Annotated in this window: 5 protein-coding genes and 1 pseudogene; 2 read left to right on the plus strand and 4 right to left on the minus strand. The window is 71.4% G+C overall.

Annotation, left to right across the window (positions count from 1 at the left end; genetic code table 11):
• Positions 1-340 precede the first annotated feature (340 nt).
• Entirely contained in the window at positions 341-1,114 is a 774-nt protein-coding gene (locus CEK68_RS20745; protein WP_017914851.1) for an SDR family oxidoreductase, read from the minus strand.
• 87 nt (positions 1,115-1,201) lie between these two features.
• On the opposite strand from CEK68_RS20745, the gene CEK68_RS20750 reads away from it, so the two are divergent.
• Positions 1,202-1,408, plus strand: coding sequence for a hypothetical protein (locus CEK68_RS20750; protein ID WP_017914852.1), 207 nt, complete (start codon positions 1,202-1,204; stop codon positions 1,406-1,408).
• A gap of 82 nt (positions 1,409-1,490) precedes the next feature.
• On the opposite strand, the gene sppA is transcribed toward CEK68_RS20750, so the two are convergent.
• The 3 genes from sppA to CEK68_RS21365 form a co-directional block, all read right to left on the minus strand.
• A complete protein-coding gene (gene sppA, locus CEK68_RS20755; protein WP_017911991.1) occupies positions 1,491-3,389 on the minus strand; it encodes a signal peptide peptidase SppA in 1,899 nt (632 codons plus the stop codon).
• Positions 3,390-3,465: 76 nt separating this feature from the next.
• A complete protein-coding gene (locus tag CEK68_RS20760) occupies positions 3,466-4,836 on the minus strand; it encodes an MATE family efflux transporter (RefSeq protein ID WP_017911990.1) in 1,371 nt (456 codons plus the stop codon).
• 160 nt (positions 4,837-4,996) lie between these two features.
• Entirely contained in the window at positions 4,997-6,460 is a 1,464-nt protein-coding gene (locus CEK68_RS21365; RefSeq protein ID WP_226978000.1) for a hypothetical protein, read from the minus strand.
• A gap of 697 nt (positions 6,461-7,157) precedes the next feature.
• Between CEK68_RS21365 and CEK68_RS20770 the strand changes: the two are divergent.
• Positions 7,158-7,422: pseudogene (locus CEK68_RS20770) on the plus strand (primosomal protein N'); the annotation flags it as partial.

A 7,422-nucleotide genomic window follows, 5' to 3' on the forward strand; every position in this document is an offset into this window, starting at 1 on the left:
GGCACAGGTTCGGGCTTGTCAGGCAGGAGAACCGGAGTGCGGCGGCGCTGACTCCTACTCGTGCTTGCTGGCACTGCGGCTAAACGGCCTGCCGCACTCCGCTCTCACCTACAACGATAGACCCTTATTTGACACAAGCGGCTTCAGCCGCGACCGAGCGTTACCGGGAAAGCCTGGTCGCGGCTGAAGCTGCTCCTACGGATTACCCCGCAACCGATCCACCGCAGTAAGCGCGCACCCACCTTGTGGGAGGGACTTCAGTCCCGACGACATACGCCCGGGGCCTGGTTGCACTGCGCCTTTCGGCCGGCGCCCGGCGCACGCGGCCGCCGCACAGCCGCTAGAACCCATAACGCAAAAAGCCCCCATCCACCGCAATGCATTCGCCAGTGATGTAGCTGGCCGCCGGCAGGCACAGGAAGCCGACCGCCGCCGCCACTTCCTCCGGTTCGCCGATACGGCGCATCGGCGTGCGCTCGATCACCTGCTCGTAGTAGTCCGGGTCCGACAACGGCCCGGAGGTGCGGCGGGTGCGGATGTACCAGGGCGCCACCGCATTGACCCGGATGCCGTCCTCGGCCCATTCGGCGGCGAGGTTGCGGGTGAGCTGGTGCAAGGCCGCCTTGGTCATGCCGTAGGGCGCGCCGCTGCGCACGTGGGTCAGTCCCGACACGCTGCCGACGTTGACGATCGCCGAGGCCGCATGCTGCGCCAGCAGCGGATGCGCGTAGCGCGACAGTTCGAACGCGGAGAACAGGTTGGTCTCGAAGATGCCGCGCCATTCGTCCTCGGTGTAGTCCACCGCGGCCTTGCTGACATTGCCGCCGGCGTTGTTGATCAGCAGGTGCAGGCCATCCGCATGGTCCTCGACCCAGTCCAGGATCTCGCGGCGGTCCTCGTCGTCGGCGACGTCGGCGGCCAGCGCCAGGATCTCGCGCTCGGGAAAGGCCTCGCGCAACTCGTCGCGCGCCGCTTCGAGCGCGTCGAGGTCGCGCGCCACCAGCAGCAGGTCGGCGCCGAACCCGAGCAGTTCGCGCGCGATCGCCAGGCCGATGCCGGCGCTGGCGCCGGTGATCAGCGCGGTCTGTCCGTCCAGCCGCCAACGGTGCTGCATGCGCGTGCCTGTCTGCTCACATGGGAGGCGTAGGATGATACCTCCACCCTCGAGGAGGTCGCCGCCATGTCCGCACCACTGCGCAGGATGACGTTGGCATTGCCGCTGCTCGCACTGCTGGCCGCATGCAAGCCGGAGCCGCCGCAACCGCCCGATGCGCCGCCACCGCCGAAGGCCAGCGCATTGCGCAGCGCCATCGCCCAGCCGCTGGATCGCGCCAGGCAGACCCAGGCCACGCTCGACCACGCCGCGGCCGCGCAGAACGCCGCGCTCGACGCCGCTACCGCGCAATGAACAACGCCGGCCACGGGGGCCGGCGTTGCAGGAAGCAGGCGACGCGCTCGCAGGAGCGCGCCGCTGCCGGCGCAGGGCCGGCTTACAGACCGCAGAAGCAGTAGGCCAGCGCCTTCACCGGTGCGCCCGGACGGGTGTCGGCCGCGTCCTTGACGAAGCGCAGCTGGGTGTCCAGTTCCGGCAGGCTGCGCGCCAGCAGGGCGTGGCCCAGCGCCGAGTCGCTCAGCATCCACACGCCCAGGCGGCTGCCGGCGAACCCGCTGACGAACTGCGCGAACGGCGTGGCCGGCTTCTCGACGTAGCGCACCCGGTACTTGTCCGGGCCGCCCAGCTTGGCGCGCGCCGCGGCATCGGCCACCGCGTCCTTGAAGCCGCCGAACGCGTCCACCAGCCCGCGCTCCTTGGCCTGCGCACCGCTCCACACGCGGCCGCGCGCGACCTGGTCGATGGCCTCGACCGACTTGCCGCGCGCCTGCGCGACCTTGCCGGTGAAGTCGGCATAGCCCTTGTTGATCACCGACTGGATCAGCTGGCCCACCGCCGGATCCATCGGCCGGGTCATGTCGAACGCACCGGCGAAACGGGTGGTGCCGACGCCGTCGGTGTGCACGCCGATCTTGTCCAGGGTGCGGGTGATGTTGGGGATCATGCCGAAGATACCGATCGAGCCGGTGATCGTCGACGGGTCGGCGTAGATGCGATCGGCGTTCATGCTGATCCAGTAGCCGCCGGACGCGGCCAGGTCGCCCATCGACACCACCACCGGCTTGCCGGCGGCCTTCAGCGCCACCACTTCGCGGCGGATCTGCTCGGAGGCGAACACTTCGCCGCCGGGCGAATCCACGCGCAGCACCACCGCCTTGACCGCGTCGTCGTCGCGCGCCTGGCGCAGCAACGCCGCGGTCGACTCGCCGCCGATGCGGCCGGCCGGCTGTTCGCCGCCGCTGATCTCACCCGCGGCAACCACCACCGCCACCTGCGGACGCGAGTCCACCGGCGAACGGCGCAGGTCCAGCTGCTGCAGGTAGCCGTCCAGGTCGACGTTGCGGTAGCCGGTGTCGGCATCGTCGTCGGCCACGCCACGCTTGGCCAGCAACTGCTCGACGTCCTCGCGGGTCTTCAGGCCGTCCACCAGCTTCTGCTGCAGGGCGAACTTGGCCAGGTCGCCGCCGGCGGCGGCCACGCCCTCGGGCATGGTGTCGATGCCGGCATTGATCTGCTCCGGCGCCAGCTTGCGCGCCTTGGCGATGTCGGCCACGTAGCGCTGCCACACATCGTTCATCCAGAACAGGTCGGCTTCCTTGGACGCCGCCGAAGCCGCGTCGAGCACGTACGGCTCGGCGGCGGACTTGTATTCGCCGACCTTGAACAGGTGCACGTCCACGCCGAGCTTGTCCTGCAGGCCCTCGCGGAAGTACTGGCGGTAGCGGCCGAGGCCTTCCAGGGTCATCGAGCCCATCGGGTCCAGGTAGACCTCGTTGGCCTGCGCGGCCAGCAGGTACTGCCACTGATTCAGATTGTCGCTGTAGGCGACGATCTGCTTGCCGGAGCTGCGCAGGTCCTGCAGCGCCTTCTCCACCTCGCGCATCGAGGCGAAGCCGCTGGGCTGCAGCTTGTCCAGGCGCAGCGCCACGCGCTCGATCTTCGGGTCGGTCTTGGCCGCCTCGATGGCGCGCACCAGGTCGCGCAACTGGATCTCCTGCGCGCCCTTGTCGTTCATCGCCTTGGCCAGCGCGCGGCTGACCGGGTCGGCGCTGAACTGCTCGACCAGCTTGCCTTCCGGCGCGATCAGCAGCGTGGTGCGGTCGCGCAGCGCCTTGCCGCCGTCGCCGCGTGCCATGGCGAACACCATCGCCAGCAGGATCAGCAACAGGAAACCGAAGAACACCAGGTTGAAGATCAACCGGCGGGTGAAGTTCATCACATCCCACAGGCCGACGAAGAAGTTGGCGACGGGGCTGCGACGCACGGGTTGGTTCATGGAAAGCTCCGAAAGGAAGGCGTCTTGCGCCTGCGCAGCATACCGGCTGCGTCAGGCGCCGCACATGCGTCTGAAGTCAGGGGGCCGCCGGCGCGGCCAGCAGCCGCGCGCTGCTCCAGCGGAAACGCGCACCCATCATCACCGCGGCCGCGGTCAGCCCCAGGATCAGGCCGATCCACATGCCCTGCGGTCCCCAGCCCAGCCACAGGCCGAGGCCGGCGCCCAGCGGCATGCCCAGGCCCCAGTAGGAGCACAGGGCCAGCAACATCGGTACGCGGGTGTCCTTGAGGCCGCGCAGCGCGCCGGCCGACAGCACCTGCACGCCGTCGGGGAACTGGAAGGTGGCCGCGTACAGCAGCAGCGTGGAGGCCAGCGCCGCCACCGCCAGGTCGCTGGTGTAGACGCCGACGATGGCGTCGTGGCCGACCAGCAGCACCAGCGCCGACAGCGCCTGGGTGCCGAGCACGATCGCATAGCCGGCCCAGGCCGCGCCGCGCACGCCTACCGCATCGCCCGCGCCGGCGGCGCGGCCGACCCGCACCGTGGTCGCCTCGGCCACGCCCATCGGCACCATGAAGCACAGCTGCGCCACGTTGATCGCGATCTGGTGCGCCGCCGCCGGCACCTCGCCGAGCCGCGCGATCAGCAGCGCGGTGACGATGAACAGGCCGCCTTCCATCAGGATGGTCACGCCGATCGGCAACCCGGTCTTGAGCAGCCCGACGATCGCGCGCAGGTCCGGCGCCTCGAACCGCGCGAACAGGCGCAACGGCGCAAAGCGCCTGGACCGCGCCAGGTAGATGGCGAAGCACAGCGCCTGCGCCCACATCATGATCGCCGAGGCCATGCCCAGGCCGCCGGCGCCGTGCTCGCGCAGACCCCACAGGCCGAAGGTCAGCGCATAGCCGAGCGGCGCCAGCAGCAGCAGGCCGCCGAAGCCGAGCAGCATGGTCGGCAGGGTCCAGTGCATGCCTTCGCTGAGGTAGCGCATGCAGAAGTACAGCACCAGCGCCGGCACGCCCCAACGGATCGCAAGCAGGAAGTCGCGCGCGCCGGGCACGATCTCCGGGGCGATGCCCAGTTGCGGCAGCGCCATGGGCATCACGCTCAGGAACGCGAACATCAGCAGGCCCAGGCCCAGCGACAGCCACAGTGCCTGGCGGAACAGCGGGCCGATCTGCGCATGGCGCTTGGCGCCGTCGAGCTGCGACACCGAGGCGGTCAGGGCAATCAGGGTGCCGATCGGGATCATCATCGGCAGCCACAGCAACGCAGTGCCGACCGTCACCGAGGCCAGCGTGCGGGTGCCGTGGTGGCCGGCGATCACGTTGTCGACGAAGCTGATCAGGCCGGTGGAGACGTGCCCCAGGACCAGCGGCAGGGCGAGCTGCGCGGTGGTGCGCAGTTCGCGGCCCCGGACCGAGGCCGGGGTGGAAGACGAAAACATTGCAAGACTCTGGCGATCCCGCCGACTGCGGCCGCGCAGACAGCGCCGGCACCGGGTGGCGGAGGCCGGGCATTCTACCCGCTGCGGCGGATGACTGCAGGAAAGCCGGGACCCGGGGCCCGGGACCGGGGACCCGGAAAGCCAGAGCGCCCGAAGCGACTCAACGTGCGGCGCGCTGCTTCAGCCAGGCACCACGGCTGTCGGCGCCCTGCGCCAGCAGGTCGCGGCGCAAGGCGGCACGGTCCTGCGGCGGGGTGCGTTGCGACAGCAGCGCCAGATGCTCGCGCTGGTCCGCCGGCAGGCCGCGCAACAGGCCCAGCAGTGCCTGCCGCTGCGCCTCCGGCACGTAGCCCAGCAGCGGCTGCAGCGCCCAGAACTCGGCGCCCAGTTCCGGGCCGAGCAACCAGCCGTGGCGCTCCAGGGCGTCCATCTCGGCGAACTGCGCATGCAGGCTGTGCTGCTGCTCGATCGGCAGGCCGGCGAAGGCCGTGGCGACCTGACGCAGCCGCGCCTGCGCCGCCGCCGGCAGCGCATCCCAGGCGGCCTGGCGCGCGCGCAGTTGCGCCGGGGTCAGCGCCGGTGGCGTGGTCGCCGCCGCGGCGGGTGCGCCGGCCGGGGCGACTGCAGCGGCGGGCGGGTTTTCGGCGGCCTCGGCCAGGTCGGCGGCGCTGGGGGCGCTGCGCTCGATCCGCGGCGGCGGCGCGCCGGCCGCGTACCACGCATAGAAATCCAGGTCGTAGATCGCCGGCTCCGGCAGCGGCGCCGGCGGGTCGGCCGGCAGCGGCGGCGCGCTGGCGGTGTCCGATTCCGGCGGCAGCACTTCCACCTGCACCGGGCCGGTATCGCCCAGCGCCAGGCTCGCGTCGCTGCCACCGGCCGCGGTCGCGGCGCGGGACCGATGCCAGGGCAGGCGGTCCCAGAACAGCGTCCCGACCAGGGCCAGGACCACCACCGCGATCACCGCCCCGGCCAGGCGCGTGCGCAGGGCCGAGCGCGCGCCGCGGCGGCGTGGACGCGCCGCGGCCGCGGCGGCGGCAGGGGCCTGCGCCTTGGCCGGCGCAGGCGAGGCCGTGCTGCCGGCGATCGCCGCATCGCGCAGTTGCGCCAGGGCCTGCAGCCGCGCCGGCGGCAGCTCGCGCAGACACTGTTGCGCCGCGTCGGCCAGCGCGCGCCAGCCTGCCGCATCCGGACGCCCGCCGGCGTCGCGCGGACAGGCCCGCGCCAGCGCCTGCTGGTAGTCCTCGGTGGTCAGCTGCAACACCTGCGCGGCCAGCGGCTCGTCCAGCCCGGCGACGATGCGCAACAACAGCGCCAGGCGGTCGGCCGGCTGCAGGCTGCGCAGATGCGCCAGCGGCGCCGGCCAGGCACCGTCGGCAGCATCGGCCTGGCGCAGGATGGGCACCGCAGCGAGCAGCTTCCAGAACCGCAGCGGCCAGTCGGCCATCGGCAGCGCCGCAGCGTGGCTGCGGAAGGCCCGCATCGCCGCCGCCAGGGCCGGCATGCCGCGTTCGGGCCGGCCGCTCTGCAGGTCTGCCAGGACCGCGGCGCGGCGTTCGATGCCGCGCAGGAACGCGGCCAGGGCGGGCGGTGCGGCCACGCCGTCGGAAGGGGACGTGGCGGTCATCGGAACTCCATCATCGGCGCGATGATAGCGAGGCAGCCGCCACACCGCGCGCTTGACAGCGGCGTCCCGATCGGCTCACCCGCGGCCGTCGCGACGGCCGGTTGTGCACAGCGCCGGAAATTGGCCTGCGACAGGTCTTGTCAAGCCCCCGCGAAACCATGTTGCATCTGTGTTTCACGGCCAAGTTGTTGTTCTGAAAAGAATAAATGCGATTGGCGCTTTTTTGTCCAACTCGTGGCAGAGGCTTGTGAGTCCGTCTTCACGGCGTGGAGCATGCCCGTCATGCACAGCTTTATCCACAGCAGATGTGGATAAATTCGATTCCCCAAGCACGGCGGCCATTTACGACCGGTTTATCACTTTGCGGGCAGCAATCGCGCGCAACTCCTGCCCCCCCGGAACCCCCTTGCCACGGCCGCTAGGGCGTGTCACCGATCCCCGAGCATGCCGCGCCGTGATTGCGCGTGCCTGTGGCAAGGAAGAGCGAGGAAGTGGACGTCCGTCCACGCCCGAGCGATGACGCGGCCACGGGCGTGCGCAACCGCGGCCCTTCGGGTTGGGTCTGGCAGGCGCGCAGCCGGCGCCGAGTAGCTTGACCTGACGGCCAGTTAGGCGCTGCGCCCGCAACGCCGGCTGCGCGCCTGCCAGACCCAACGCGGCATGCTCGGGGATTGGTGACACGCCCTAGACTAGGTGGATGCCCTCCCCCGCCGCCACGCTCCCCGTCGCCCTGCCCGTCCCCTTGCCGCACCTCTTCGCCCACATGCCGCCGCCCGGCGGCGCGGCCGCCGACGGCGACGGCGGCCGCCGGGGGCAGGTGCCGTTCGGCAACCGCGAAATGAGCGGGGTGGGGGCGGCTAGCGGCCAGGGCGAGGACGCAGGCGGCCCGCGCGGGGCGTTGGCCTGGCTCGACCATGTGCCACTGGTGCCAGGCGAACGGTCCGAGCTGGTGCGCTGGCTGG

The sequence above is a fragment of the Xanthomonas sp. LMG 12461 genome (assembly GCF_009192935.1).
Taxonomy (GTDB): Bacteria; Pseudomonadota; Gammaproteobacteria; order Xanthomonadales; family Xanthomonadaceae; genus Xanthomonas_A; species Xanthomonas_A sontii.